This window comes from Herbaspirillum sp. 1130 (assembly GCF_017833835.1).
GTDB lineage: Bacteria > Pseudomonadota > Gammaproteobacteria > Burkholderiales > Burkholderiaceae_D > Herbaspirillum > Herbaspirillum huttiense.
In genome coordinates this window covers 267031-290917 of record NZ_JAFICQ010000003.1, presented here as the reverse complement: position 1 = coordinate 290917, position 23887 = coordinate 267031, and the positions used below count along the sequence as shown (strand labels likewise).

General features: G+C 62.9%; 23 protein-coding genes. 19 read left to right on the top strand and 4 right to left on the bottom strand.

Annotation, left to right across the window (positions count from 1 at the left end; genetic code table 11):
- The first annotated feature begins 60 nt into the window (after positions 1-60).
- The 14 genes from JOD78_RS14920 to JOD78_RS14855 all read left to right on the top strand — a co-directional run bounded on the left by JOD78_RS14920 (position 61) and on the right by JOD78_RS14855 (position 14973).
- Positions 61-1158 carry a BMP family ABC transporter substrate-binding protein gene (locus JOD78_RS14920; RefSeq protein WP_121038268.1) on the top strand — a complete coding sequence of 366 codons (1098 nt, stop codon included), beginning with the start codon at positions 61-63 and terminating at the stop codon, positions 1156-1158.
- A gap of 28 nt (positions 1159-1186) precedes the next feature.
- Positions 1187-2335, top strand: coding sequence for an ABC transporter permease (locus JOD78_RS14915; protein WP_227022590.1), 1149 nt, complete (start codon positions 1187-1189; stop codon positions 2333-2335).
- Positions 2328-3248, top strand: coding sequence for an ABC transporter permease (locus tag JOD78_RS14910; protein ID WP_134134751.1), 921 nt, complete (start codon positions 2328-2330; stop codon positions 3246-3248). Before JOD78_RS14915 ends, JOD78_RS14910 begins: the two co-directional genes overlap by 8 nt.
- A 24-nt stretch (positions 3249-3272) precedes the next feature.
- Positions 3273-3968 (top strand): isochorismatase family cysteine hydrolase, encoded by a 696-nt coding sequence (locus tag JOD78_RS14905; RefSeq protein ID WP_121038262.1) that lies wholly within the window; start codon positions 3273-3275, stop codon positions 3966-3968.
- A 1-nt stretch (position 3969) separates the two neighbouring features.
- A complete protein-coding gene (locus JOD78_RS14900; RefSeq protein WP_209568595.1) occupies positions 3970-5517 on the top strand; it encodes an ABC transporter ATP-binding protein in 1548 nt (515 codons plus the stop codon).
- Complete coding sequence (locus JOD78_RS14895) at positions 5514-6197, top strand: isochorismatase family cysteine hydrolase (protein WP_134134748.1); 684 nt, start codon at positions 5514-5516, stop codon at positions 6195-6197. The genes JOD78_RS14900 and JOD78_RS14895 overlap by 4 nt, the downstream gene beginning before the upstream one ends.
- Complete coding sequence (hpxZ, locus tag JOD78_RS14890) at positions 6194-6571, top strand: oxalurate catabolism protein HpxZ (RefSeq protein ID WP_088755978.1); 378 nt, start codon at positions 6194-6196, stop codon at positions 6569-6571. The genes JOD78_RS14895 and hpxZ overlap by 4 nt, the downstream gene beginning before the upstream one ends.
- A gap of 34 nt (positions 6572-6605) precedes the next feature.
- Positions 6606-7307: a GntR family transcriptional regulator gene (locus tag JOD78_RS14885; RefSeq protein ID WP_204725134.1), complete on the top strand. Its 702-nt coding sequence runs from the start codon at positions 6606-6608 to the stop codon at positions 7305-7307.
- 184 nt (positions 7308-7491) lie between these two features.
- On the top strand, positions 7492-8469 hold the full coding sequence (locus JOD78_RS14880) for a bifunctional riboflavin kinase/FAD synthetase (RefSeq protein WP_204725133.1): 978 nt from the start codon (positions 7492-7494) through the stop codon (positions 8467-8469).
- 136 nt (positions 8470-8605) lie between these two features.
- Positions 8606-11500: an isoleucine--tRNA ligase gene (ileS, locus tag JOD78_RS14875; RefSeq protein ID WP_209568597.1), complete on the top strand. Its 2895-nt coding sequence runs from the start codon at positions 8606-8608 to the stop codon at positions 11498-11500.
- Between the two features lie 74 nt (positions 11501-11574).
- On the top strand, positions 11575-12090 hold the full coding sequence (gene lspA, locus JOD78_RS14870) for a signal peptidase II (protein WP_039788672.1): 516 nt from the start codon (positions 11575-11577) through the stop codon (positions 12088-12090).
- A gap of 55 nt (positions 12091-12145) precedes the next feature.
- Positions 12146-13342: a bifunctional phosphopantothenoylcysteine decarboxylase/phosphopantothenate--cysteine ligase CoaBC gene (gene coaBC, locus JOD78_RS14865; RefSeq protein ID WP_121038247.1), complete on the top strand. Its 1197-nt coding sequence runs from the start codon at positions 12146-12148 to the stop codon at positions 13340-13342.
- A gap of 78 nt (positions 13343-13420) precedes the next feature.
- Positions 13421-13870 (top strand): dUTP diphosphatase, encoded by a 450-nt coding sequence (gene dut, locus JOD78_RS14860; RefSeq protein ID WP_034330145.1) that lies wholly within the window; start codon positions 13421-13423, stop codon positions 13868-13870.
- Positions 13871-13881: 11 nt separating this feature from the next.
- Entirely contained in the window at positions 13882-14973 is a 1092-nt protein-coding gene (locus JOD78_RS14855) for a M48 family metallopeptidase (RefSeq protein WP_199725002.1), read from the top strand.
- 143 nt (positions 14974-15116) lie between these two features.
- Here JOD78_RS14855 and clpA read toward each other — a convergent pair whose 3' ends face one another.
- Complete coding sequence (gene clpA, locus JOD78_RS14850) at positions 15117-17420, bottom strand: ATP-dependent Clp protease ATP-binding subunit ClpA (protein ID WP_039788676.1); 2304 nt, start codon at positions 17418-17420, stop codon at positions 15117-15119.
- Complete coding sequence (gene clpS, locus JOD78_RS14845) at positions 17417-17731, bottom strand: ATP-dependent Clp protease adapter ClpS (protein WP_034330154.1); 315 nt, start codon at positions 17729-17731, stop codon at positions 17417-17419. The genes clpA and clpS overlap by 4 nt, the downstream gene beginning before the upstream one ends.
- Before the next feature lie 337 nt (positions 17732-18068).
- Here clpS and JOD78_RS14840 point away from each other — a divergent pair, with 337 nt between their 5' ends.
- Entirely contained in the window at positions 18069-18275 is a 207-nt protein-coding gene (locus tag JOD78_RS14840; RefSeq protein ID WP_006463169.1) for a cold-shock protein, read from the top strand.
- 178 nt (positions 18276-18453) lie between these two features.
- Here the strand turns inward: JOD78_RS14840 and icd are convergent, their stop codons facing one another.
- Positions 18454-19710 carry an NADP-dependent isocitrate dehydrogenase gene (gene icd / locus JOD78_RS14835; RefSeq protein ID WP_209568599.1) on the bottom strand — a complete coding sequence of 419 codons (1257 nt, stop codon included), beginning with the start codon at positions 19708-19710 and terminating at the stop codon, positions 18454-18456.
- Positions 19711-19946: 236 nt separating this feature from the next.
- Here icd and JOD78_RS14830 point away from each other — a divergent pair, with 236 nt between their 5' ends.
- The 3 genes from JOD78_RS14830 to JOD78_RS14820 all read left to right on the top strand — a co-directional run bounded on the left by JOD78_RS14830 (position 19947) and on the right by JOD78_RS14820 (position 21502).
- Positions 19947-20507, top strand: coding sequence for a pseudouridine synthase (locus JOD78_RS14830; protein ID WP_209568601.1), 561 nt, complete (start codon positions 19947-19949; stop codon positions 20505-20507).
- Between the two features lie 180 nt (positions 20508-20687).
- Positions 20688-20858, top strand: a complete 171-nt coding sequence (locus JOD78_RS14825) for a hypothetical protein (protein ID WP_006463172.1) — start codon at positions 20688-20690, stop codon at positions 20856-20858.
- Between the two features lie 170 nt (positions 20859-21028).
- Complete coding sequence (locus JOD78_RS14820) at positions 21029-21502, top strand: DUF192 domain-containing protein (RefSeq protein WP_209568602.1); 474 nt, start codon at positions 21029-21031, stop codon at positions 21500-21502.
- 168 nt (positions 21503-21670) lie between these two features.
- Here JOD78_RS14820 and rpsT read toward each other — a convergent pair whose 3' ends face one another.
- Positions 21671-21937: a 30S ribosomal protein S20 gene (gene rpsT, locus JOD78_RS14815; protein WP_006463174.1), complete on the bottom strand. Its 267-nt coding sequence runs from the start codon at positions 21935-21937 to the stop codon at positions 21671-21673.
- A 374-nt stretch (positions 21938-22311) separates the two neighbouring features.
- Here rpsT and murJ point away from each other — a divergent pair, with 374 nt between their 5' ends.
- Positions 22312-23865, top strand: a complete 1554-nt coding sequence (gene murJ, locus JOD78_RS14810; protein WP_209568603.1) for a murein biosynthesis integral membrane protein MurJ — start codon at positions 22312-22314, stop codon at positions 23863-23865.
- Positions 23866-23887 lie beyond the last annotated feature (22 nt).

Sequence of the window (23887 nt, the reverse complement as noted above, 5' to 3'; positions counted from 1 at the left end):
AGAAGTACCGAATTTGTCTTGCCCCACCCCAACCATCCACGATCACACTGGAGCAACAACATGCAAAACCGCCGCGATTTTCTGAAACTGTCCGGAGCTGCCGCACTGGGCGCTGCCTTCCCGCTGGAACTGCTGGCCGCCGGCCCGCTGACCGTAGGCTTCATCTACGTCGGCGCGCGCGACGACTTCGGCTACAACCAGTCGCATGCGCAAGCCGCCGCCATCATCAAGAAGCTGCCCGGCGTGAAGGTGATCGAGGAAGAAAAAGTGCCCGAGACCGTGGCCGTGCAAAAGACCATGGAAGCCATGATCCAGCAGGATGGTGCGACCCTGCTCTTCCCGACTTCCTTCGGCTACTTCGATCCGCACGTCCTCAAGATTGCAGAAAAATATCCCAAGGTGCGCATCGCCCACTGTGGCGGCCTGTGGACCGCCGGCAAGCATCCCATGAACGTGGGCAGCTTCTTCGGCTACATCGAAGAGTGCGAATACCTCTCGGGCGTGGTGGCCGGCCACATGAGCAAGAGCAAGAAGCTGGCCTTCATCGCCGCCAAGCCGATTCCGCAGGTCCTGCGCAACATCAACGCTTTCACCCTGGGCGCGCAGTCGGTCGATCCGTCCATCACCTGCCACGTCATCTTCACCGGTGACTGGTCGCTGCCGGTCAAGGAAGCCGAAGCTGCCAACAGCCTCATCGACCAGGGTTGCGATGTCATCACCTGTCACGTCGATGGCCCCAAGGTGATCGTGGAGACGGCCGAGAAGCGCGGCATCATGACCACCGGCTACCACGCCAGCCAGGCCTCGCTGGCCCCCAAGGGCTACCTCACCGGTGCCGAGTGGAACTGGGCCACGCCCTACACCGAGATCGTCAAGGCCACGCTGGAAGGCAAGCCGATGATCAACTTCCTGCGCGGTGGCCTGAAGGACGACTTCGTCAAGATGTCGCCCTATGGCGCAGCCGTGAGCGCACCGGCCAAGAAGAAGGCCGACGAGATCAAGGCGCAGATGCTGGCCGGCAAGTTCCAGATCTTCAAGGGACCGATCAAGGACAACAAGGGCAATACCGTGATCCCGGCCGGCACCACCCAGGTCCAGACCGATGTGGCGCTGGAGAAGATGAATTACCTGGTGGCCGGCGTGGTCGGCCAGGTCTGATTGCTGACCCTTGATGCAGGACGGTCTCATGACATCCCTCCCCGCTCCCGGGGTGGCGGCTGCCGCCACCTCGCCCTGGCACCGCTTGCGCTCGGCGCTGCTCAACGGCAGCGCGCCGGCCCTGCCCACGCTGTGCGCGCTGGCCGGGACGCTGCTGCTGTTCGTGCTGTTCCTGCTGGTGCAGGGCAAGCCGGCGGGCGAGGCTTGCCTGCTGATCTTCCAGGGCGCCTTCGGCACCCTGTTCGCCTGGCAGAACACGCTGCAACGCGCCGCGCCCCTGCTGTTGACGGCGCTGTGCGTGGCCTTGCCGGCGCGCGTGGGCCTGATCGTCATCGGCGGGGAAGGTGCACTGGCGCTGGGCGGACTGGCGGCGGCGGTGATGCCGCAACTGCTGCCGGCCCTGCCTTCGCTGGTGATGCTGGCCGTCATGGCGCTGGCGGCGATGCTGGCCGGCGGGCTGTGGATCGCGCTGTGCGGCGGTCTGCGCCAGTGGCGCGGGGTCAATGAGACCATCTCCAGCCTGCTGTTGTCCTATCTCGCCGTGGCCGTCTTCAAGCATCTGGTCGAAGGACCGCTGCGCGATCCGGCCAGTCTGAACAAACCCTCTACCCTGCCCCTGCCCGATCCGTATCTGGTGGGTTCGCTGCCGGGACTGGAAGTGCATTGGGGCCTGGCCTGGGGTGCACTGGCCTGCGTGGCGGCCTGGGTGTTCCTGCGCCATAGCGTCTCCGGATTCGCCATGGGCGTGGTCGGCGGCAACGTCCGTACGGCGCGGCTGGTGGGCTTGCCGGTCAATCGGCTGATCCTGACGGCCTGCGCCCTCGGTGGTGCGGCAGCGGGACTGGCAGGCATGTTCGAAGTCAGTGCCGTGCAAGGCAGCGCCACCAGTGCGCTGCTGGCCGGTTACGGTTTCTCCGGCATCCTGGTGGCCTTTGCGGCGCGCCAGAATCCGCTGGCCATCATCGTCTGCGCGCTCGTCATCGGTGGCGTGGAAGCCAGCGGCAGCCTGCTGCAGCGGCGTCTGGACCTGCCGGACGCCACCACGCTGGTCCTGCAGGGCCTGCTGTTCTGCAACCTGCTGGCCTGGGAAGCCATTACCGGGCGCCTGTCCGCGCTCAAGCTGCGCTGGCAGCAACAGGCGCAAGTCATCCCCGCCAAGGAGGCCGGCCATGCATGACATCGATCTCACCACCCTGCTGCTGGCGCTCTTCGCGGGCGCAATCCGGGTGGGGACGCCCTTTCTCTTCGTCAGCCTGGGCGAATGCCTGACCGAAAAAGGCGGACGCGTGAACCTGGGCCTGGAAGGCATCCTGGTCTGCGGTGCCATGACCGGCTACGCGGCCTCCTTCTTCAGCGGCTCGGCCTGGCTGGGCGTGCTGGCGGCGGGCTGCGCCGGACTCTTGCTGGGAGTGCTGCACGGCGTGGTGTGCTCGCTGCCGCGCGTCAACGACATCGCTTTCGGCATCGCGCTCATGCTGCTGGGGACGGGCCTGGCCTTCTTCCTAGGCAAACCCTTCATCCAGCCGCAGGCACCGATGCTGCCCTCAATCGATCTGGGTGCGTGGAGCAGCAATGACCGCCTGCACCATGCACTGCAGATCAATGCGCTGTTCTTCATCGGCGTGGCGCTTGCGCTGGTGCTGCAGTGGGGCCTGTCGGCCACGCGCTGGGGGCTGGCCTTGCGGCTGGTGGGCGACCATGCCGAGACCGCACGCGCGCTCGGTTACCGCCTCACCGGCACGCGCATTGCGGCCACGGCCGCAGGCGGCTTCCTGGCTGCCATCGGCGGCGCCTACCTGTCGCTCTACTACCCCGGCAGCTGGAATGAGGGACTTTCCAGCGGCCAGGGACTCATGGCCGTGGCGCTGGTGATCTTTGCGCGCTGGCAGCCGTGGCGCTGCCTGCTGGCCGCACTGCTGTTCGGTGCTGCCGGTGCGCTGGGCCCGGCCTTGCAGGCGGTGGGCGTGACCTCCGGCTATTACCTCTTCAACGCGGCACCGTATGCGCTCACGCTCTTGATCATGATCCTCACCTGCCGGCCTGACCGCACGCTCTCGAGTGCGCCGGGCGAACTGAGCCTGACCCGATAAATCCACTTGCCCCAAGGAGAAACCATGTCCGAACGCTACATCCAGGCCGAACCCTATCCCTGGCCCTATGACGGTGCCCTGACCCCGGCCAATACCGCGCTCATCGTCATCGACATGCAGACCGACTTCTGCGGCATCGGTGGCTACGTCGACAAGATGGGCTATGACCTCTCGCTCACGCGCGCGCCCATCGAACCGATCAAGAAAGTGCTGGCCGCCATGCGTGCCGGCGGCTACACCATCATCCATACCCGCGAAGGCCATCGTCCCGATCTGTCCGACCTGCCGGCCAACAAGCGCTGGCGCTCGCGCCAGATCGGCACCAATGGCGTGGGCATCGGCGATGCCGGCCCCTGTGGCCGCATCCTGGTGCGCGGCGAACCGGGCTGGGAAATCATTCCCGAACTCGCCCCCATCGCCGGTGAGATCATCATCGACAAACCCGGCAAGGGCTCCTTCTGCGCCACCGACCTGGAAATGATCCTGCACACGCGCGGCATCCGCAACATCGTGCTCACCGGCATCACCACCGATGTCTGCGTGCATACCACCATGCGCGAAGCCAATGACCGCGGCTTCGAATGCGTGATGCTCTCGGATTGCTGTGGCGCGACTGACCACAACAACCACCTGGCGGCGCTGTCCATGATCAAGATGCAGGGTGGCGTGTTCGGCGCGGTCTCCGATGCGGCCGCACTGATCGATGTGATCGGGGCCTGACATGCATGCCCTGGAGCTGGAGATCATCAATGCCGGCAAATCCTTCGGCAGCTTTCGCGCGCTCGATGAGGTCTCGCTGAAGATCCGCGCCGGCACCATCCACGCGCTGCTGGGCGAGAACGGTGCGGGCAAGAGCACGCTGGTCAAGGGCCTGGTCGGCTACAGCCCGCTGGACCAGGGCAGCATCGTGGCTGACCGCCGCGAGGTGGAGATCCGCAGTGCGCGCGTGCCCAACCAGCTCGGCATCGGCATGGTCTACCAGCACTTCACGCTGGCCCCCAGCCTGACCGTGGCCGAGAACCTGCTGCTGGCACGCGGCGATCTTCCCTGGCGTATCCGCTGGCGCAGCGAGCGCGCCGTGCTGGAGGAGTTCATGGCGCGCATGCCCTTCAAACTCGGGCTGGAGCGCGCGGTGAGCAGTCTCTCCGCCGGCGAAAAGCAGAAACTGGAAATCCTCAAGCAGCTCTATCTGCGCCGCCGCTTCCTGATCCTCGATGAACCGACCTCGGTACTGACACCGCAGGAAGCCGACGAAGTGCTGGGACTCATGCATGCCCTCACCCGCCAGCAGGAACTGACGGTGCTGATGATCACCCACAAGTTCCACGAAGTGACTGCCTATGCGGACGATGTGACGGTTTTGCGCAAGGGTCGCCTGGTCGGCAGTGCCCGGGTTTCCGAGACGACGCCGGATGCCCTGGCGCACTGGATGATGGGCCACGCCCGCGCCGAGAAAACGCAGGTGGAGCGTCCCGCAGTGCCAGCAGACGCCAGCTTCGGGCTCGAAGTGAAGGAACTGACCGTCAACAACGACCGCGGCGTGGCTGCCGTGCGGGGCCTCTCGCTGCAAGTGAAGCGTGGTGAAATCGTGGGCCTGGCCGGCATCTCCGGCAATGGCCAGAAGGAACTGGTGGAAGCCCTGCTGGGCGAGATCCGGATCGAGGATGCGCCCTATGCCGCCACGCGTGAGGAGATGCGACGGCTGCGTGTCTTCGCGCTACCGGAAGAACCCTTGCGCAACGCCTGCATCGCAGGCATGAGCGTGGCCGAGAACATGGCGCTGCGCAATTTCGATGTCGCCCCCTTCAAGCGCAGCGGCTGGCGCGTCGACCGCAGCGCCATGAAGCGCCAGGCGCAATCCCTGATCGCGGCCTTCAACGTCAAGCCGCCCGCACCGGAACGCCCCATCGGCACGCTCTCCGGCGGCAACGTGCAGCGCGCCGTGCTGGCACGTGAGCTCGGCGAAGAGGGCGATGCAGGCGCGGCCAATGTGCTCATCGTCGCCAATCCGGTCTTCGGACTGGACTTCGCCTCGGTGGCCGATATCCACGCACGTCTGCTGCAAGCGCGCGCACGCGGCGCGGCCGTGCTGCTGGTGAGCGAAGACCTGGACGAACTGCTGGAACTGTCCGACCGCATCCTGGTGATGACCGAGGGCCGCATCGTGCACGTGGCGCAGGACGTGGCCACGCAAGGAGCGGACCGCGCCGCCCTGGGCCGCTGGATGGCGGGTCACTCCGAACAATCACCCCACGCCGAGGCCGCATGATCCGTATCGACGCCTTCCCCTATCCCTATCAGTTCCATCCGCGCAGCACCGCGCTGGTGGTCATCGACATGCAGCGCGACTTCGTGGAAGAAGGCGGCTTCGGCAGTGCGCTGGGCAACGATGTGCGGCCCCTGGGCGCAATCGTGCCGACCGTGGCGGCCCTGCTGGCGCTGGCACGCCAGGCGCAGATGCTGGTGGTCCACACGCGTGAATCGCACCTGCCGGATCTCTCGGACTGCCCGCGCGCCAAGCGCCTGCGCGGCAACCCGGCGCTGGGCATCGGCGATGTCGGGCCGATGGGCCGGATCCTGGTGCGGGGCGAACCCGGCAACCAGATCCTGCCGCAGTTGGCTCCCCTGGATGGCGAGATCGTCATCGACAAACCGGGCAAGGGGGCCTTCTACGCCACCGACCTGCACGCACAATTGCAGGAGCGCGGCATCACTCACCTTCTGGTGGCCGGCGTCACTACGGAAGTGTGCGTGCAGACCTCGATGCGCGAGGCCAATGACCGCGGCTATGAATGCCTGGTGGTGGAAGATGCCTGCGCCAGTTACTTCCCTGAATTTCATCGCGCCACGCTGGAGATGCTGACCGCCCAGGGCGGCATCGTCGGCTGGCGCACGCCGCTGGCGCAGCTGCACAGCGCCGTGGCCGCCTATACCGGAGAAACGCCATGATGCAAGTGAACCTGCCCCACGTGGTGGCCGAGGTCGAACAAGCGTTTACGGATTACGAATACGCCCTGCTCATCAACGACATCCCGGCCCTCGACCGCTGGTTCTGGTATGCCCCCGAAACGGTGCGCTACGGCGTGGGCGAAGTGCTGCTGGGCGGCGAGGCGATCCGCCAGTACCGCAAGACCTGCACCCCGGTGCCGGCCTCGCGCAAGCTGCATCGCACCGTTGTCACCACCTTCGGCAGCGACTATGCTACGGTCTCCACCGAATTCACCGACCATACGTCCGATCGTATCGGCCGCCAGATGCAGACCTGGGTGCGCATGGACGAAGGCTGGCGCATCGTCGCCGCCCATGTCAGCCTGATGGCATGAGTCCGCAGCCCCCTCGAACCAGAATGCCCGCACCATGACCGTCACCGTCGCCAACCCGCTCGCCGAACAGGTCTATCACCGGATCAAGGACGACATCTTCAATTTCCGCCTGCTGCCCGGGGACAATTTCACCGAGACCGAGATGGCCCAGCGCCAGGGCGTCTCGCGCACGCCCTTGCGGGATGCGCTGTTCAGGCTGCAGCGCGAGGGCTATCTGGAAGTGGGATTCCGGCGTGGCTGGAAGGTCTGCCCGATCGACTTCGACCGCCTCGACAATCTCTATGACCTGCGCATCGTGCTGGAGATGGCCGCGCTGGAGAAACTCTGCACCCAGCAGGAGCCGACGGCAGAACTGGAGCAGTTGAACGCCATCTGGCTGGCCGAACCGGAGGCGCGCCATACCGATGCCGTCAAGGTGGCGGAGCTGGACGAAGCCTTCCACACCAACCTGGTGGCCGCCGCCGGCAATGTGGAGATGACCCGGGTGCATACCGAGGTGACGGAAAAGATCCGCATCGTGCGTCGCCTGGACTTCCTCAAGAAGAAGCGCATCGAAGCCACCTACGAGGAACACGGCAAGATCCTGCAACTGATCGCCAAGCGCAAGGCCACCGAAGCGCAGATCCTGCTGCGCGCCCATATCACCCAGAGCAAGCTGGAAGTCAGAAAGATCACCATCTGGATGCTGGCCGAGGCACGCCAGCTCCAGGAGCCCGAAGCGGCGCTGGCCCGCTGACGCTGCCGGGAAGAAACTTTCATATGAAAGTTTGTCAACATTTCCCAGGTGAAATATGAAAAACTGCGCTGCCTGTCCGCTTCAGGCGGCTTGATCCGTGCCAAGCCGCCACCAAATCAAGGAAAGCCTCCGAAACCATTTATAATGGAAGGCTTTTGCAACAGCGCATCTTTCCAGCGGCTCAATGAAGGTATTTCGCGGACTTCCCACAGCCGAATCGCGCGCCCCGTGCGCGCTGACCATCGGCAATTTCGACGGCGTGCATCTGGGCCACCAGGCTCTCTTGGCGCGCGTGCGCGAGGCCGCCGCCAAACTGGGGCTGGACGCGGCGGTGATGACTTTCGAGCCGCATCCGCGTGAATTCTTCGCCCAGCTGGCCGGCACCCCCGAACGCGCCCCGGCGCGCATCGCCAACCTGCGCGACAAGCTCGAAGCGCTCTCCAATTCCGGCATCGACCGCGTGGTGGTGGAGCATTTCGGCAGCCATTTCGCCGCCCTCTCCCCGCAGGACTTCATCGAGAAGATCCTGGTGCAGGGCCTGCACGTGCGCTGGCTGATGGTCGGTGACGACTTCTGCTTCGGCGCGCGCCGCGCCGGCACGCTCGATACCCTGATCGCGGCCGGCAAGCAGTATGGCTTCGAGGTCCATGCCCTGCCCACGGTGACCAATGCCGGTGTGCGCATCTCCTCTTCGGCCGTGCGCGCGGCGCTGGCCGAAGGCGATTTCACCCTGTCGCAGCAGTTGCTGGGCCATCCCTATGCCATCAGCGGCCGGGTCGTGCACGGCAAGAAACTGGGGCGCACCATCGGTTTCCCGACGCTGAACATGCGCGTGGGCCACAAGCGTCCGGCGCTTTCGGGCATCTTCGTAGTGCAGGTGCACGGACTGGCCGAGCAGCCCTTGCCGGCCGTGGCCAGCCTGGGCGTGCGCCCGACGGTGGACGACAGCGGCCGGGTACTGCTGGAAACGCACCTGCTCGATTTCAAGGGCGATTGCTACGGCAAGCTGGTGCGGGTGGAATTCCTCAAGAAGCTGCGCGACGAAGAAAAGTATGTCGACCTGCCCACGCTGACCACGGCCATTGCCCGTGACGTGGACAATGCCCGCGCCTGGTTCCGTGAAAACGCCGGCTTCGCCGTCTCGGCCACCGACCGAATTTGAACGCTGGGCGGTTGCCGGAGCCCCGCTCCAGCAGCTGTCCAGCCGCCCCATCCTGCATCCTGCCTGCCGCAACGCGCCCTGCTTGTGACGCCTTGCCGGGCCCCGGAATCAACCTGCATTCAACGAAAGCTTTGTCATGTCCAACAACGAATCCTCCGCCAAGCCCGGCAAACCGGAAAAAGCCGGCAAGGCCCCCTCCAAGTATCCGGTCAACATGACCGAAACCGGCTTCCCGATGCGCGGCGACCTCGCCAAGCGCGAGCCGCAATGGGTCAAGGAATGGCAGGAAAAGAAGGTCTACGAGCGCATCCGCAAGGCCTCGGCCGGCCGCCCGAAATTCATCCTGCATGACGGCCCGCCGTATGCCAACGGTGACATCCACATCGGCCACGCCGTCAACAAGATCCTGAAGGACATGATCGTCAAGGCCCGCAACATGGCCGGCTTCGACGCCCAATACGTGCCGGGCTGGGATTGCCACGGCATGCCCATCGAGATCCAGATCGAAAAGCAGTTCGGCAAGAACCTGCCGGTGGCCGAAGTGCAGGCCAAGGCGCGCGCCTACGCGGGTGAGCAGATCGAACGCCAGAAGGCCGACTTCATCCGCCTGGGCGTGCTCGGCGAGTGGGACACCCCCTACAAGACCATGAATTTCTCCAACGAAGCCGACGAGCTGCGCGCGCTCGGCACGATCCTGGAGAAGGGTTACGTCTATCGCGGCCTCAAGCCCGTGAATTGGTGCTTCGACTGCGGCTCGGCGCTGGCCGAAGCTGAAGTGGAATACCAGGACAAGCGCGACCCGGCCATCGATGTCGGCTTCCCCTTTGCCGAACACGACAAGATCGCCACTGCCTTCGGCCTGGCCGACCTGCCGACCCGCAACGGCTACATCGTCATCTGGACCACCACGCCCTGGACCATCCCGTCCAACCAGGCGTTGAACGTCCATCCGGAATTCGAGTACGCGCTGGTCGAGACCAGCCGCAACGGCGAAGCCACCTTGCTGATCCTGGCCAAGGACCTGGTGGAATCCTGCCTGCAGCGCTTCGGCCTGGAAGGCAAGATCATCGCCACCACCACCGGCGAGAAGCTGTCCCTGATCCGCTTCCATCATCCGCTGGCCAAGGTCGATGCCGGCTATGACCGCCTGTCGCCGATCTACCTGGGTGAATACGTGACCGCCGACAGCGGTACCGGCATCGTGCACTCGGCACCGGCCTACGGTATCGAAGACTTCATCTCCTGCAAGGCGCACGGGATGAAGGACGACGACATCCTCAACCCGGTCATGGGCGATGGCCGCTATGCCTCCTGGCTGCCGCTGTTTGCCGGCCTGACCATCTGGGAAGCCTCCAAGCCCATCTGCGGCAAGCTGGAAGAAGTGGGTTCGCTGTTCAAGCTGGTCATGTTCGACCACAGCTACATGCACTGCTGGCGCCACAAGACCCCCATCGTCTATCGCGCCACCTCGCAGTGGTTCGCCAGCATGGACAACACGCCCAAGGACGGCGGCCCCAGCCTGCGCCAGACCGCGCTGCAAGGCATCGAGGACACCGCCTTCTTCCCCGGCTGGGGCAAGGCGCGCCTGCACGGCATGATCGCCAACCGTCCGGACTGGACCCTGTCGCGCCAGCGCCAGTGGGGCGTGCCCATGGCCTTCTTCGTGCACAAGGAAACGGGCGAACTGCATCCGCGTACGCCGGAGCTGATCGAGCAGGTCGCCCAACGCATCGAGAAGAGCGGCATCGAAGCCTGGCAGGCCCTGGATCCCAAGGAATTGCTGGGTAACGAAGCCGAGCACTACCTCAAGAACCGCGACACGCTGGACGTCTGGTTCGATTCCGGTACCACCCACCAGACCGTGCTGCGCGGCTCGCACGCACAGCAGTCGCAGTTCCCGGCCGACCTCTACCTGGAAGGCTCGGACCAGCATCGCGGCTGGTTCCACTCGTCGCTGCTGACCTCGTCGATGCTCAATGGCCGCGCGCCCTACAAGGCCCTGCTCACGCACGGCTTCGTGGTCGATGGCGAGGGCAAGAAGATGTCCAAGTCCAAGGGCAACGTGGTCGCGCCGCAGAAGGTCTCGGATTCGCTGGGCGCGGAAATCCTGCGCCTGTGGGTGGCCTCGACCGACTATTCGGGCGAGCTGTCGATCTCGGACGAGATCCTCAAGCGCGTGGTGGAAGCCTACCGCCGCATCCGCAACACCCTGCGCTTCCTGCTGGCCAACACCTCCGACTTCGATCCTGCACAACACGCCGTGCCGGTGGCCGAGATGCTGGAAATCGACCGCTATGCGATCGCCAACATGGCGCGCCTGCAGGCGGAGGTGCTGGCGCACTTCGAGACCTATGAATTCCACCCGGTGGTGGCCAAGCTGCAGATGTACTGCTCGGAAGACCTGGGCGGCTTCTACCTGGATATCCTGAAGGACCGCCTCTACACCAGCGGCGTGGAGTCGGCCGCACGCCGCTCGGCCCAGACCGCCGTGTGGCACATCACGCAGTCGCTGTTGCGCCTGATGGCACCGATCCTGTCCTTCACGGCCGAAGAAGCCTGGCGCTTCTTTGCCGGCAAGGACGCCTTCGAGGCCAGCGGCGAAACCATCTTCTCGCAGGTCTATTACGCCCTGCCGGAAGTGGCCGATGCACAGGCCCTGCTGGACAAGTTCGCGGTGCTGCACGAAGTGCGCGCAGCGGTCACCAAGCAGCTGGAAGAAGTGCGTATCGCCGGCAGCATCGGTTCCTCCCTGCAGGCGGAAGTGGAACTGAAGGTCGCCGGCGACAAGGCGGCCCTGCTGGAAAGCCTGGGCGATGACCTGAAGTTCGTCCTCATCACCTCGGCTGCCCGCGTCACCCCGGTGGCCACGGTGGAAGAGGAAGCGGTGGTGGTCACGCCGTCGGCGCATCAGAAATGTGAACGTTGCTGGCACTATCGCGCCGATGTCGGGTCTCATGCCGATCATCCGGGCCTGTGCGGTCGCTGCTACAGCAACCTGTTCGGCCAGGGCGAAAAGCGCCTGTTCGCCTGATCCGGGCGGGACGGCCTTGCTAGCGGCCCGCTGCACTTGAATGCAGCGGGCCGTCCACTCCAACAAGAACATCCATGGCAACCAAAAAGCGCTCCTCCTCTTCCGGTTCTTCGTCCACCACCCAAGGGCTCTTGCCCTGGCTGGGCATCGCCACCATCGTGCTGCTGCTGGACCAGCTCACCAAGATCACTATCCTGAAACTGTTCCACTATGGCGAGTCGGTGCCGGTGACCGGTTTCTTCAACCTGGTGCTGGTCTACAACAAGGGCGCGGCCTTCAGTTTCCTGGCCGCCAGCGGTGGCTGGCAGCGTTATCTGTTCACCGCCATCGGCATCGGTGCGGCGGTGTTCATCATCCACCTGCTGCGCAAGCATCCCGGCCAACGCATGTTCTGCTGGGCCCTGGCCCTGATCCTGGGTGGCGCGATCGGCAACGTGATCGACCGCGTGGTGTATGGCCACGTGATCGACTTCCTCGACGTCTACGTCGGCAACTGGCACTGGCCGGCCTTCAACCTGGCCGATAGTGCGATCTGCGTGGGTGCGGTATTGTTCGTCGTGGACGAACTGCGCCGCGTCTCCAAGAAGTAAGGCAAGTCCGCAAGTCTGAACACGCCTGCGGTACGCCGCATTCCAGGAGCAAACAATGGATCTGGCTGGCAAGAAAATCGTATTGGGCCTGACCGGCGGCGTGGCCTGCTACAAGGCCGCCATGCTGGCGCGCGAACTGGGCCGCACCGGTGCCACGGTGCACGTGGTGATGACCGAGGCGGCCACGCACTTCATGACCGCCGTCACCATGCAGGCCCTGACCGGCAACCCGGTCTATACCGACCAATGGGATGCGCGCATGGACAACAACATGCCGCACATCAATCTCACCCGCGATGCCGATGCGGTGGTCATCGTGCCCTGCTCCACAGACTTTATCGCCAAGCTGGCCCACGGGCATTGCGACGACCTGCTCTCGACCCTGTGCGTGGCGCGTCCGGCGCGGGTACCACTGATGGTGGCCCCGGCCATGAACGTGGAGATGTGGCAGAACCCGGCCACCCAGCGCAACGTGCGCCAGATCCGCGACGACGGCATCCTGCTGCTGGGCCCGGATGCGGGCGCGCAAGCCTGTGGCGAAGTCGGCGAAGGCCGCATGCTGGAGCCGGCGCAATTGCTGGAGGAGATCGTCGCGGCCTTCCAGCCCAAGCTGCTGGCGGGCCGCCGCGTGCTGCTGACGGCCGGGCCGACCTTCGAGCCCATCGATCCGGTGCGCGGCATCACCAATCTGTCTTCCGGCAAGATGGGCTACGCGATTGCGCGTGCTGCCCGCGAAGCGGGTGCGGAAGTCACCCTGGTCTCCGGCCCGACGGCGCTGGAGACGCCTTATGGCGTGCAGCGCGTGGATGTGCAGACGGCCCTGCAGATGCATGAGGCGGTATTAGCCCATGTGAAGGAAAAAGACCTGTTCGTCGCCGTTGCGGCCGTCGCTGACTGGCGCGTGGCCAATGCCAGCGAGCAGAAACTGAAGAAACAGGACGAAAACGATACCCCGCAACTGGAATTCGTCCAGAATCCCGACATCCTGGCCACCGTTGCCGCCCTGCCCCAGCGTCCCTACTGCGTGGGCTTTGCGGCCGAATCGGAGAACCTGGAGCAATACGGCGCGGCCAAGCGCATCCGCAAGAACATTCCGCTGCTGGTCGGCAATATCGGCCACCAGACCTTTGGCCGCGATGACAACGCGCTCATGCTGTTCGACGCCCAGGGCCACAGCGCCCTGCCCCGTGCGGACAAGCAGACCCTGGCCCGCCAGCTGGTACGCGAGATCGCGCGCCGCATGGCGGCCTGACGGTGCACGGCCCGCCTCTTGCGGGCCGTGTCTTTTGTACGTTTCCGTACGTTTTGTATTTGAATCCGATTACGCATCATGAAGACCATCGACATCAAGATCCTCGACCCCCGCATGAAAGACCAACTGCCTGCCTACGCCACCCCTGGCAGCGCCGGCCTGGACCTGCGGGCCTGCATCGATGCGCCGCTGACCCTGGCGCCGGGTTCCACGCACCTGATCCCGACCGGACTGGCGATCCACCTGGCCGATCCGAATTACGCGGCCGTGATCCTGCCGCGCAGCGGCATGGGGCACAAGCATGGGATCGTGCTGGGCAACCTGGTCGGGCTGATCGATTCGGATTACCAGGGCCAGTTGATGATCTCGACGTGGAACCGCGGCAGTACCGAGTTTGTCCTAAACCCCATGGAACGCCTGGCGCAGCTGGTGATCGTGCCGGTACTGCAGGTCGGCTTCAATGTGGTAGATGAATTCGACAGCAGCGAACGCGGCGCCGGTGGTTTCGGCAGCACAGGCAAACACTGATGGAGAACCGCATGCTCGTATCCCCCCTGCCCCAGTGGCAGAAACTGAAAACCCTCGCCGTCCTGGCCCCGCTGGCCTTCCTGGCCGCCTGCGCCACCCAGGAACCCGGTCCGGTCACCACCACGCCGTCCAAACCGGTGACCACGACGACGCAGGCCCCGCGCCCGGTGGCCGACAATCCCCAGCAAGCACAATTGCGCGAACTGATCGCGCAGCAGGACCGGCTCTACCGCGTCGCTGCACCGCTGTTGACCAGCAACGCCCAGCTCTGCCGTGGCAATGCCCGCAACCTGCTGGGCTTCACCGCCAAGAACCGTTATTCCTTCCCCATCGAATATGCAGAAACCGCGCGTAGCCTGGGCTACGACGACCGCCTGCAGGTCACCGGCGTGCTGCCCGGCAGCGGTGCTGCCCAGGCTGGCATCCAGCGGGGCGACTTCCTGATCTCGGTGGCAGGCAAGCCGATGCCGCAAGGCACCGATGCCGAACGCCAGGCCGCCGTGCTGCTGAGTCCGCTGGTGGTCAAGAAGGCCCCGATTGCGCTGGGCGTGCAGCGCAACGGCCAGAACACCACCGTCAATGTGCCGCTGACCTTCGCCTGCGCCTTCAGCATCGAGCTGGGCAATGCCGACAACGTCAACACCTATGCCGATGGCCGCCGCGTGCTCATTACCCGCGGCATGCTCAAGTTCACCCAGTCCGATGATGAACTGGCCTACCTGATCGCCAAGGAGATGGCGCACAATATCCTCGGCCACGCCATCCGCCAGCGCATGGTCTCGACGATTGCCGAAGTGATCGACAACCTGCTGCTGCCACATCCGGACCCGACCACCACGGCCGGCACTGCCGGCATCCGCGTCTATCCGCAAGACCTGGATGCAGCTGCCGATACGCTCTCGCTGTACCTGCTGGCGCGCGCCGGCTACAGCATCGACAACGTGCCGGCGTTCTGGAAGCGCCTGGCCGACCAGTATCCGGCCAGCGTGCCCAACGGCTACACGGCGCTGCATCCGGCTACCGCTTATCGCCTCTCGATGATCGACAAGGTCACGCAAATCGTGAAGGCAAAGCAGGAGGCGGGCAAGCCGCTGGTGCCGTAAATGCGGTGATATGAAGTAGTTGAAGTGAAGACGGCGCGGTGAAAACCGCGCCGTTTTTGTTTGCATAATGAAAGTGAAGCAAGCTGCAAAACAAAAGGCCACGCCGGTTTCCCGACGTGGCCTTGATGGCTTGCTTGATGCGCTTATTCGACTTCGAGCTTCTCTTGCGGCTCTTCCGGCGGGGACGAATCGTCGCCCTCGGGGAAGTCCAGCTTGATCTGCTCCTTGTCGTCCATCTCCACCGTCACGCGGCCACCGCTGACCAGCTTGCCGAACAGCAGTTCGTCGGCCAGCGCCTTGCGGATCAGGTCCTGGATCAGGCGCGACATCGGGCGTGCCCCCATCAACGGATCGAAGCCCTTCTTGCCCAGGAACTTGCGCAGATTGTCCGAGAAGACGGCTTCCACCTTCTTTTCGTGCAGCTGCTCTTCCAGTTGCATCAGGAACTTGTCGACCACGCGCAGGATGATTTCCTCGTCCAGTGGGCGGAAGCTGATGATGGCATCCAGACGGTTGCGGAACTCCGGGGTGAACATGCGCTTGATGTCCGCCATTTCGTCGCCGGCTTCCTTCTTCTCGGTGAAGCCGATGGTGCGCTTCTGCAGGCTCTCGGCCCCCGCGTTGGTGGTCATGATGATGATCACGTTGCGGAAGTCGGTCTTGCGGCCGTTGTTGTCGGTCAGCGTGCCATGGTCCATCACCTGCAACAGAATGTTGAAGATGTCGGGGTGCGCTTTTTCGATTTCATCCAGCAGCAGCACGGCGTGCGGCTTCTTGTTGACGGCCTCGGTCAGCAGGCCGCCCTGGTCGAAACCGACATAGCCCGGGGGCGCGCCGATCAGGCGGCTCACGGCATGGCGCTCCATGTATTCGGACATGTCGAACCGTACCAGCTCGATGCCGAGGATGAAGGCCAGTTGCTTGGCCACTTCGGTCTTGCCCACGCCGGTCGGACCGGAGAACAGGAAGGAGCCGATCGGCTTGTCGGTCTTGCCCAAGCCGGCACGTGCCATCTTGATGGCCGAGGCCAGTGCTTCGATGGCCGGATCCTGCCCGAACACAACGTTCTTCAGGTCGCGATCGATGGTCTGCAGCTTGGCGCGATCATCCTGGTTCACGGACTGCGGCGGGATACGGGCGATCTTCGAAATGATTTCCTCGATTTCCGGCTTGCCGATGGTCTTCTTCTGCTTGGACTTGGGCAGGATGCGCTGGGCAGCACCGGCTTCGTCGATCACGTCGATGGCCTTGTCGGGCAGGTGACGGTCATTGATGAAGCGCGCCGCCAGTTCCGCAGCCGAAGTCAGGGCCGAAGCAGAATACTTCACGCCGTGGTGTTCCTCGAACTTTGACTTCAGGCCGCGCAGGATCTGCACGGTCTGCTCCACGGTCGGTTCGTTCACATCGATCTTCTGGAAGCGACGCGACAGCGCGTGGTCCTTCTCGAAGACGCCACGGAATTCGGTGTAGGTGGTCGCGCCGATGCACTTCAACTGGCCGCTCGACAGCGCAGGCTTCAACAGGTTGGACGCATCCAGCGTACCGCCCGACGCCGAACCCGCACCGATGATGGTGTGGATTTCGTCGATGAAGAGAATGCCGTTGGGGCTGTCCTTCAATTGCTTCAACACGGCCTTCAGGCGCTGCTCGAAATCGCCACGGTACTTGGTACCGGCCAGCAGCGCGCCCATGTCCAGCGAATAGACGACGGCATTCTTCAGTATCTCGGGCACATCGCCTTGCGTCACGCGCCAGGCCAGGCCTTCGGCGATGGCGGTCTTGCCGACACCGGCTTCACCCACCAGCAGCGGATTGTTCTTGCGGCGGCGGCACAGGGTCTGGATGACGCGCTCGACCTCGGAATCGCGGCCGATCAGCGGATCGATCTTGCCCTCGGCGGCCGCCTTGTTCAGGTTCTGGGTGAACTGGTCCAGCGGGCTTTCCTTCTGCTGGCCTTCGGCTTGCACGTCTTCCGCGCCTTCCGGGGCCTTCTGCGGATCAGCCTGCTGATCCTTGCGCACGCCGTGCGAGATGAAGTTGACCACGTCCAGACGGGTCACGCCCTGCTGGTGCAGGTAGTAGACCGCGTGCGAATCCTTCTCGCCGAAGATGGCCACCAGCACGTTGGCGCCGGTGACTTCCTTCTTGCCGTTGGAGGCCGACTGCACGTGCATGATGGCGCGCTGGATGACGCGCTGGAAGCCCAGCGTGGGCTGGGTATCCACCTCATTGGTGCCGGGGACCGTGGGCGTGTTGTCGGTGATGAAATTGGTCAGCGTCTTGCGCAGATCATCAATGTTCACCGAGCAGGCGCGCAGCACTTCGGCCGCCGAAGGATTGTCCAGCAGCGCGAGCAGCAAGTGTTCCACGGTAATGAATTCATGACGCGATTGTCTGGCTTCGACAAAGGCCATGTGCAAACTGACTTCGAGTTCCTGCGCAATCATGCTTCCTCCATCACGCATTGCAGGGGGTGCCCTGCTTTTCGAGCGTGGGTTAAAACGAGTTCCACTTTTGTGGATGCGATATCTTTGGGATACACACCACACATTCCCTTCCCATCGCGGTGAACCTTGAGCATGATCTGCGTCGCGGTTTCACGGTCCTTGTTGAAGTACTGCTGGATGACTGCGACGACGAATTCCATCGGCGTATAGTCATCGTTCAACAATAAAACCTGGTACATCGGGGGCGGCTTGAGTTTTGCCTCCTGCCGTTCCAGGACTGTACCGCCATCATTTTCGTGCTTGGTTGCCATGCGTTTATTCGACCATCAAAGCTGTGCAACGCACAATGATCACGTAACCTCTAGATGAGATAGATATTACTTGTTTTCCGGACCTTGCGCAGATGACGATGATTTATCCTAAATCAAGGGTTTCTTTCCCCATCGCTCAAACAGGGCCACAAAGCGGAACGTGAAAACTGCTTGACTTTTGGATTTCGACCGAGAACAATGGAATTCATTGATTAGTAGTTACTAAATGTAACAACTCATCGATACGATAGGGGGCAGGTTTAAGGGGGGCTGCGTGACGCGCGATGCTTCTTGCTTTGACGGCTCGTGTGAATAGTTAATTTTGAAAGATGCTTTTATGGCAACAGGTACTGTCAAGTGGTTCAATGATTCCAAAGGCTTTGGCTTTATCACTCCGGATGACGGCGGCGAAGATCTGTTCGCTCACTTCTCCGCAATCCAGATGAACGGCTTCAAGACCCTGAAAGAAGGTCAAAAAGTCCAGTTTGACGTTACGCAAGGCCCCAAAGGCAAGCAAGCTTCGAACATCCAGAACGCCGCTTAAACCCCGGTTTCTCTAAAAGCCCCGCTCTTGCGGGGCTTTTTTCATTGGGGCGCCGCCATTGCTGCGCCCGCAATGACTACGTAACCGAAATGCAAACAGCCAGGCAGATGCCTGGCTGAGTGTTGTTTTTTCATCATTGATTTGCGGCAAATCACGCTGCAGAAGCAGTCCGTCCGGCTTACATGTTTTCGATCAGCGCTTCACCGAAACCGGAGCAGGAAACCTGCGTCGCCCCTTCCAGCAAACGCGCGAAATCATAGGTCACGCGCTTGGCCGAGACTGACTTCTGCATGGCCGTGATGATGAGATCCGCGGCCTCGATCCAGCCCATGTGGCGCAGCATCATTTCTGCCGAAAGAATACTGGAACCGGGGTTCACATAATCCTTGCCGGCATACTTCGGTGCGGTGCCGTGGGTGGCTTCGAACACGGCCACCGAATCGGACATGTTGGCGCCCGGAGCAATGCCGATACCGCCGACCTGAGCCGCCACGGCGTCCGAAATGTAGTCGCCGTTCAGGTTCATGGTGGCGATGACACTGTATTCCGCCGGGCGCATCAGCACCTGCTGGAAGAAGGCATCGGTGATGGCATCCTTGATGACGATCTGGCGGCCGGTCTTGGGGTTCTTCAGGCGCATCCACGGGCCGTCGTCGATCAGTTCGGCCCCGAATTCGCGGCCGGCCAGCGCATAACCCCAGTCACGGAAAGCACCCTCGGTGTACTTCATGATGTTGCCCTTGTGGACCAGCGTCACCGAAGGCTTGTCGTGGTCGATGGCGTACTGGATGGCCTTGCGCACCAGTCGCTCCGTACCTTCGCGCGAGACCGGCTTGATGCCCAGCGCCGAGGTCTCAGGGAAGCGCAGCTTCTTGACCCCCATCTCGCGCGTGAGCAGCTCGATCAGTTTCTTCACTTCCGGGGTACCGGCCTGCCATTCAATACCGGCGTAGATGTCTTCGGAGTTCTCGCGGAAGATCACCATGTCGGTCTTCTCGGGCTCCTTCAGCGGCGAGGGCACGCCTTTGAAGTAGCGCACCGGACGCAGGCAGACATAGAGGTCCAGCTGCTGGCGCATGGTCACGTTCAAGGAACGGATGCCGCCCCCGACCGGCGTGGACAGCGGCCCCTTGATCGAGACCAGATACTCCTTGAGCACGTCCAGTGTCTCCTCGGGCAGCCAGGTATCGGCACCGTAGAGCTTGGTCGACTTCTCGCCCGCATAGATTTCCATCCAGTGGATCTTGCGCGCACCGCCGTAGGCCTTCTCCACCGCGGCATCGACCACCTTGAGCATCACCGGCGTGACGTCCACGCCCACGCCATCGCCCATGATGAAAGGAATGATGGGGTTGTTGGGGACATTGAGAGTGTCATCGGCATTGGCGGTGATCTTGCACGCTTCTGCAGGCACTTGGATATGTTGGTACGACATCGTGGTCTCCGACGGTTGAGGCGGTAGCGTTGGGAAGCATCAGCGGCAAAGCCCATGCACATCGGCAAGGACCTTGCATGAATTGCCATACAAGCGGGGAATTTTAAGAGATTTCCGGATTTTCAGCCGGAAAAATTCCGGATTGCAATCAGCAGGTCTTATATAAGACACATGACTTGCCTGATTGATTATGCATCAGGATTTTACGCAAGGCCATCTTTTTGCGACACTAGCGCATGCCTTTGATCCTCTTCAACAAACCCTTCGGCGTGATGAGCCAGTTCTCCGCCCATCCCGAGCGCCAGACGCTGGCCGATTACCTCGACCTTCCCGACATCTACCCTGCAGGCCGTCTCGATGCCGACAGTGAAGGCCTGCTTCTGCTCACCGATGACGGCAAGCTGCAGCACGCCATCGCCCATCCGCGCCGCAAGCAGCCCAAGACCTACCTGGCACAGGTGGAAGGCCTGGCCACGCCGGAGGCGCTGCAGCGCCTGCGCGATCCGCTGGACCTGGGCGACTTCGTCACCCAACCCGGAGAGGCCCGCTTGATCCAGGAGCCGGCCTGGATGTGGCCGCGCACCCCGCCCATCCGCCAGCGTGCCAACCAGCCCACCAGCTGGATCGCCCTGACCATCAGCGAAGGCAAGAACCGCCAGGTGCGCCGCATGACGGCGGCCGTGGGCCTGCCGACGCTGCGACTGGTACGCATCGCCATCGGCCCGTTCTCGCTGGCGACCCATCCTGTGATGCCCGGCGAATGGCGCGAAGTCGATCCACAGGAACTGGATGCCTGACCGCTGCGTGAACAATCTGACAAGGTTCGAAGCACTCAGGGCTGCACACTTCTTCCCGAAACCTCATAAAAAAGATCCGAAATGGTGTCAACCTTCATACGCGCGCGCCGTTATTGGCAGTGATTCGCACGAATCATCGTTTGCCTCACATCCCTAACATGTTGAATTGAAGGACGCAAAATGAAAAAATTGATCGCCGCTCTGATCGCTGGTCTGTTCGCCACTGCTGCTTTCGCACAAGCTCCGGCCGCTCCGGAAGCGCCGAAGGCTGAAGCCGCTGCTCCGAAGGCAAAGAAGGCCAAGAAGGCAAAGAAGGCAAAGAAGGCAAAGAAGGCAGCTGAAGCTAAGTAATTAGCGTCCGCACTCAAAAAAGGCAGGCTGGTCCTGCCTTTTTTCATGTCCGCGCGGTTCAGGCGACGCACCCCGTAGCCATCCACGCCGGCCAGCGCCCCGCTCCCGGTGCACACGCCCCGCCCCGCTGCTGCTATCCTGCCCGATCCGAATCCCGATTGATAAAGAACATGCGCCAATCTTCACTTTCCCGACTTTCCCGTTGCTTCATGCACAGCGCCGTCGCCCTGCTGGCTGTCGGCTGCCTGTCCACCGCCGGCGCGCAGACGCCGCAGGTGCGCAAATTCCCGACCACCCAGCTCAATATCGGCATCCACCTGATCAAGGCTGAAGTGGCCCAGACCGAAGCCGAGCGCGAGCAAGGCCTGATGTTCCGCGAGAAGATGGGCGAAAACGAGGGCATGCTGTTCCTGTTCGGCCAGCCGGCCGGGGTATGCATGTGGATGAAAAATACGCTGATCCCGCTGTCGGTGGCCTTCATGGACGAAAAAGGCGTCATCATCAACATCGAGGAAATGAAGGAACAGACCCTGGATTCGCACTGTGCCAAGCGCGCGGCGGTCTATGCGCTGGAGATGAACAAGGGCTGGTTCAAGCAGAAGAACATCAAGCCCGGTACCAGGATCGAGGGATTGCCCCAATAAGGCATCCGGGCTGCAGCGCGTGGCTGCGGCCCGTTATCTCGGCAGCCAGGCTGGAAACGCGCTTGAAACACGCCGCCCAAACGCAAAAAACCGCTTGAAATCAAGCGGTTTTCTTGTACTGCAGCCTGAAGCGGGCGACGCCGCGCTTCAGTTCAAGCCAAGATGCAATTAAGCAGCCAGGGCCTTCAGGGCAGCAGCCAGACGGCTCTTGTGGCGAGCGGCCTTGTTCTTGTGAATGATCTTCTTGTCGGCGATGCTGTCGATGGTCGACACGGAAGATTGGAACACGGAGGTTGCTGCAGCCTTGTCGCCGGCGGCGATCGCCTTGCGAACTGCCTTGATTGCGGTGCGCAGGGTCGAGCGCTGGCTCGAGTTGTGAGCGTTTTGCTTGACTGCTTGACGAGCACGCTTACGTGCCTGTGCGGTATTTGCCATGAAAATTATCCTAAATCGAGAGTCGTTTGCGCCGCAAACCCCGAGGACTCGCGATGCCAAATTCTGTAAAGCATCGGATTATAACGAGATTCCCGTGACAAGGCAATCAACTTGTCTGCTTCTGCTGTAAACACGGTGCCATCCGTTGCGATGCCACCGCACTCATTCCGATTTCCGCAAAGAAATTCATCCCTGCCGCCGAACCTGTGGCCAAGGCAGCGAGTCTATTGCGCCGTGCAGCAGGGGGATTGTCTTTTCCTTCATATCGCCTCCGAACCACCCGTGTCCGGGCCTGCCCGCCCCCTGTCGTGCTCCCGCACCAATCCTTGCCACTCCAGCAAAAGCACCGCTGCCCACCGCTATAATGCCGCTCCATGAATCTGCATAAAACCCTCGCCGCCATCTCCGGCATGACGATGCTCTCGCGCATCACCGGGCTGGCCCGGGAAATCCTGTTCGCCCGCGCCTTCGGCGCTTCGGCCTACACCGACGCCTTCAACATCGCCTTCCGCATTCCCAACCTGCTGCGCCGGCTCTTCGCCGAAGGCGCCTTCTCGCAGGCCTTCGTGCCCATCCTGGCCGAATACAAGAACCGCCGCGGTCCCGAGGAGACCAAACACCTGGTGGACCACGTGGCCACGGCCCTGATGTGGGTCATGCTGATCACCTGCGTGGCCGGCATCGTCGCCACCCCCTTCGTGGTCTATTTCATCGCCACCGGACTCCAATACAACCCGGAGGCCTTCCAGGCCTCGGTGCTGATGACCCGCATCATGTTCCCGTACATCGGCTTCATGGCCTTCGTGGCGCTGGCCGGCGGCATCCTCAATACCTGGAAGGAATTCAAGATCCCGGCAGTCACCTCGGTGCTGCTCAATGTCGCCTTCATCGTGGCCTCGCTCTTCGTGGCCCCCTTCATGGAACAGCCCATCTATGCGATGGCCTTCGCGGTGCTGGTGGGCGGCATCCTGCAGGTGGCGATCCAGGTGCCGGCGCTGATCAAGATCGGCATGCTGCCGCGCCTGTACTGGAATCCCCTGCTGGGCCTGCGCGACGAAGGCGTCAAGCGCGTGCTCAAGAAGATGGGCCCGGCCGTCTTCGCCGTCTCGGCGGCGCAGATCAGCCTGATGATCAACACCAACATCGCCTCGCGCCTGGAACACGGCAGCGTCTCGTGGCTCAGCTATGCCGACCGCCTGATGGAATTTCCCACCGCCCTGCTGGGCGTGGCGCTCGGCACCATTCTGCTGCCCAGCCTGGCCAACGCCCATGCTGCCGACGACATGGATGAGTATTCCGCCCTGCTGGACTGGGGACTGCGCCTGACCTTCATGCTGGCCATGCCCTCGGCCGTGGGCCTGGCCACGCTCTCCGAGCCGCTCACCGCCACCCTGTTCCACTATGGCCGCTTCGATGCACTGTCGGTGACCATGGTCGGCCACGCCCTGGTGGCCTATGGCGTGGGCCTGATCGGCTTGATCGTGGTGAAGATTCTGGCCCCCGGCTTCTATGCCAAGCAGGATATCCGCACCCCCGTCATCATCGCCGTGGGCGTGCTGATCGCCACCCAGCTCATGAACAGCGTCTTCGTGCCCCTGTTCTCGCACGCCGGCCTGGCCTTGTCGATCGGTCTGGGGGCCTGCCTCAATGCCCTGTGTCTTTACATCGGCCTGCGCCGCCGCCAGATCTACGTGCCGCGTCCGGGCTGGGGCCTGTTCCTGGTACGCCTGACCGGCGCGCTGCTGGTGATGGCCGGGGTGGCGCTGTGGATTTCCGGCCACTTCGACTGGGTCGCCCTGCGCGCCCATCCGCTGCTGCGCATCGGGGCGCTGATGCTGGTGCTGGCAGTGTGTGCGGTGGCCTATTTCGGCCCGCTGTTCGCGATGGGCTTCCACCTGCGTGAATTCAAGCGCATCGCGCGCCGCTGATCAGCCTTGCAGATCGCTTCAG

What these genes read in the sequence shown, in the direction of transcription:
- JOD78_RS14920 (WP_121038268.1), top strand. Translation starts at nt 61, where the DNA reads ATGCAAAACCGCCGCGATTTTCTGAAACTGTCCGGAGCTGCCGCACTG.
- JOD78_RS14915 (WP_227022590.1), top strand. Translation starts at nt 1,187, where the DNA reads ATGACATCCCTCCCCGCTCCCGGGGTGGCGGCTGCCGCCACCTCGCCC.
- JOD78_RS14910 (WP_134134751.1), top strand. Translation starts at nt 2,328, where the DNA reads ATGCATGACATCGATCTCACCACCCTGCTGCTGGCGCTCTTCGCGGGC.
- JOD78_RS14905 (WP_121038262.1), top strand. Translation starts at nt 3,273, where the DNA reads ATGTCCGAACGCTACATCCAGGCCGAACCCTATCCCTGGCCCTATGAC.
- JOD78_RS14900 (WP_209568595.1), top strand. Translation starts at nt 3,970, where the DNA reads ATGCATGCCCTGGAGCTGGAGATCATCAATGCCGGCAAATCCTTCGGC.
- JOD78_RS14895 (WP_134134748.1), top strand. Translation starts at nt 5,514, where the DNA reads ATGATCCGTATCGACGCCTTCCCCTATCCCTATCAGTTCCATCCGCGC.
- hpxZ (WP_088755978.1), top strand. Translation starts at nt 6,194, where the DNA reads ATGATGCAAGTGAACCTGCCCCACGTGGTGGCCGAGGTCGAACAAGCG.
- JOD78_RS14885 (WP_204725134.1), top strand. Translation starts at nt 6,606, where the DNA reads ATGACCGTCACCGTCGCCAACCCGCTCGCCGAACAGGTCTATCACCGG.
- JOD78_RS14880 (WP_204725133.1), top strand. Translation starts at nt 7,492, where the DNA reads ATGAAGGTATTTCGCGGACTTCCCACAGCCGAATCGCGCGCCCCGTGC.
- ileS (WP_209568597.1), top strand. Translation starts at nt 8,606, where the DNA reads ATGTCCAACAACGAATCCTCCGCCAAGCCCGGCAAACCGGAAAAAGCC.
- lspA (WP_039788672.1), top strand. Translation starts at nt 11,575, where the DNA reads ATGGCAACCAAAAAGCGCTCCTCCTCTTCCGGTTCTTCGTCCACCACC.
- coaBC (WP_121038247.1), top strand. Translation starts at nt 12,146, where the DNA reads ATGGATCTGGCTGGCAAGAAAATCGTATTGGGCCTGACCGGCGGCGTG.
- dut (WP_034330145.1), top strand. Translation starts at nt 13,421, where the DNA reads ATGAAGACCATCGACATCAAGATCCTCGACCCCCGCATGAAAGACCAA.
- JOD78_RS14855 (WP_199725002.1), top strand. Translation starts at nt 13,882, where the DNA reads ATGCTCGTATCCCCCCTGCCCCAGTGGCAGAAACTGAAAACCCTCGCC.
- clpA (WP_039788676.1), bottom strand. Translation starts at nt 17,420, where the DNA reads ATGATTGCGCAGGAACTCGAAGTCAGTTTGCACATGGCCTTTGTCGAA.
- clpS (WP_034330154.1), bottom strand. Translation starts at nt 17,731, where the DNA reads ATGGCAACCAAGCACGAAAATGATGGCGGTACAGTCCTGGAACGGCAG.
- JOD78_RS14840 (WP_006463169.1), top strand. Translation starts at nt 18,069, where the DNA reads ATGGCAACAGGTACTGTCAAGTGGTTCAATGATTCCAAAGGCTTTGGC.
- icd (WP_209568599.1), bottom strand. Translation starts at nt 19,710, where the DNA reads ATGTCGTACCAACATATCCAAGTGCCTGCAGAAGCGTGCAAGATCACC.
- JOD78_RS14830 (WP_209568601.1), top strand. Translation starts at nt 19,947, where the DNA reads ATGCCTTTGATCCTCTTCAACAAACCCTTCGGCGTGATGAGCCAGTTC.
- JOD78_RS14825 (WP_006463172.1), top strand. Translation starts at nt 20,688, where the DNA reads ATGAAAAAATTGATCGCCGCTCTGATCGCTGGTCTGTTCGCCACTGCT.
- JOD78_RS14820 (WP_209568602.1), top strand. Translation starts at nt 21,029, where the DNA reads ATGCGCCAATCTTCACTTTCCCGACTTTCCCGTTGCTTCATGCACAGC.
- rpsT (WP_006463174.1), bottom strand. Translation starts at nt 21,937, where the DNA reads ATGGCAAATACCGCACAGGCACGTAAGCGTGCTCGTCAAGCAGTCAAG.
- murJ (WP_209568603.1), top strand. Translation starts at nt 22,312, where the DNA reads ATGAATCTGCATAAAACCCTCGCCGCCATCTCCGGCATGACGATGCTC.